Annotated in this window: 1 protein-coding gene; it reads left to right on the top strand. The window is 65.4% G+C overall.

Annotated features, from left to right (window positions below; genetic code table 11):
- Positions 1-1059 (top strand): VCBS domain-containing protein (locus FHX10_RS34845; RefSeq protein ID WP_184390809.1); only part of this gene is annotated, 1059 nt, incomplete at both ends.

Genomic DNA, 1059 nt, shown 5'->3' with positions numbered 1-1059 from the left:
TCGGGTGGTGTGGTTGCCAGCGGCAACGTGCTGACCAACGACACCGATCCGGATGCCGGTGATACCAAGACGGTCACGGCCGTCGTTTTCGGCGCGACATCAGGCACGCTTGGTTCGGCGCTGAACGGCACCTATGGCAGTCTCGTGCTCAACGCATCGGGCGTCTATAGCTATACCGTCAACGAGACCAATGCGGCCGTCCAGGCATTGCGCCAGTCGACCAACACGCTGAGCGATGTCTTCAGCTACACGATGCGCGACACTGCCGGCGCCACGGCCACGGCCAACCTCACCGTCACCATCCATGGCGCCAACGACGCGCCGGTGCTGGCCGTCCAGACGGTGGCCCAGAACGCCACCGTCGGCTCGGCCTTCTCCTTCGTGCTGCCGACGACCACCTTCACCGATGTCGACAGCACCGAGACGCTGGCCTATACGGCAACGGCTGCCGATGGCACGGCGCTGCCCGCCTGGTTGGCCTTCAACGCCTCGACGCGGACCTTCTCCGGCACGCCGACGGCAACCGGCACCTACGGCGTCAGGGTGACGGCAACCGACCTCGGCGGCCTTGCTGCCAACGAGACCTTCAGCATCGCCGTATCGACGGCTGGCAACAGGGCGCCGACGGCGGTTGCCGATGCGGGTGATGCGACGGAGAAGGGTGGTGTCGCCAATGGCTCGGGTGGTGTGGTTGCCAGCGGCAACGTGCTGACCAACGACACCGATCCGGATGCCGGTGATACCAAGACGGTCACGGCCGTCGTTTTCGGCGCGACATCAGGCACGCTTGGTTCGGCGCTGAACGGCACCTATGGCAGTCTCGTGCTCAACGCATCGGGCGTCTATAGCTATACCGTCAACGAGACCAATGCGGCCGTCCAGGCATTGCGCCAGTCGACCAACACGCTGAGCGATGTCTTCAGCTATACGATGCGCGACACTGGCGGCGCCACCGCCACGGCCAACCTGACCGTCACCATCCACGGCGCCAACGACGCACCGGTGCTGGCCGTCCAGACGACGACCCAGAACGCCACCGTCGGCTCGGCCTTCTCCTTC

This window comes from Rhizobium sp. BK591, from assembly GCF_014195045.1.
Lineage (GTDB): Bacteria > Pseudomonadota > Alphaproteobacteria > Rhizobiales > Rhizobiaceae > Rhizobium > Rhizobium anhuiense.
Note: the sequence above shows the minus strand (reverse complement) of the source record. Positions and strands in the feature narration are given on the sequence as shown.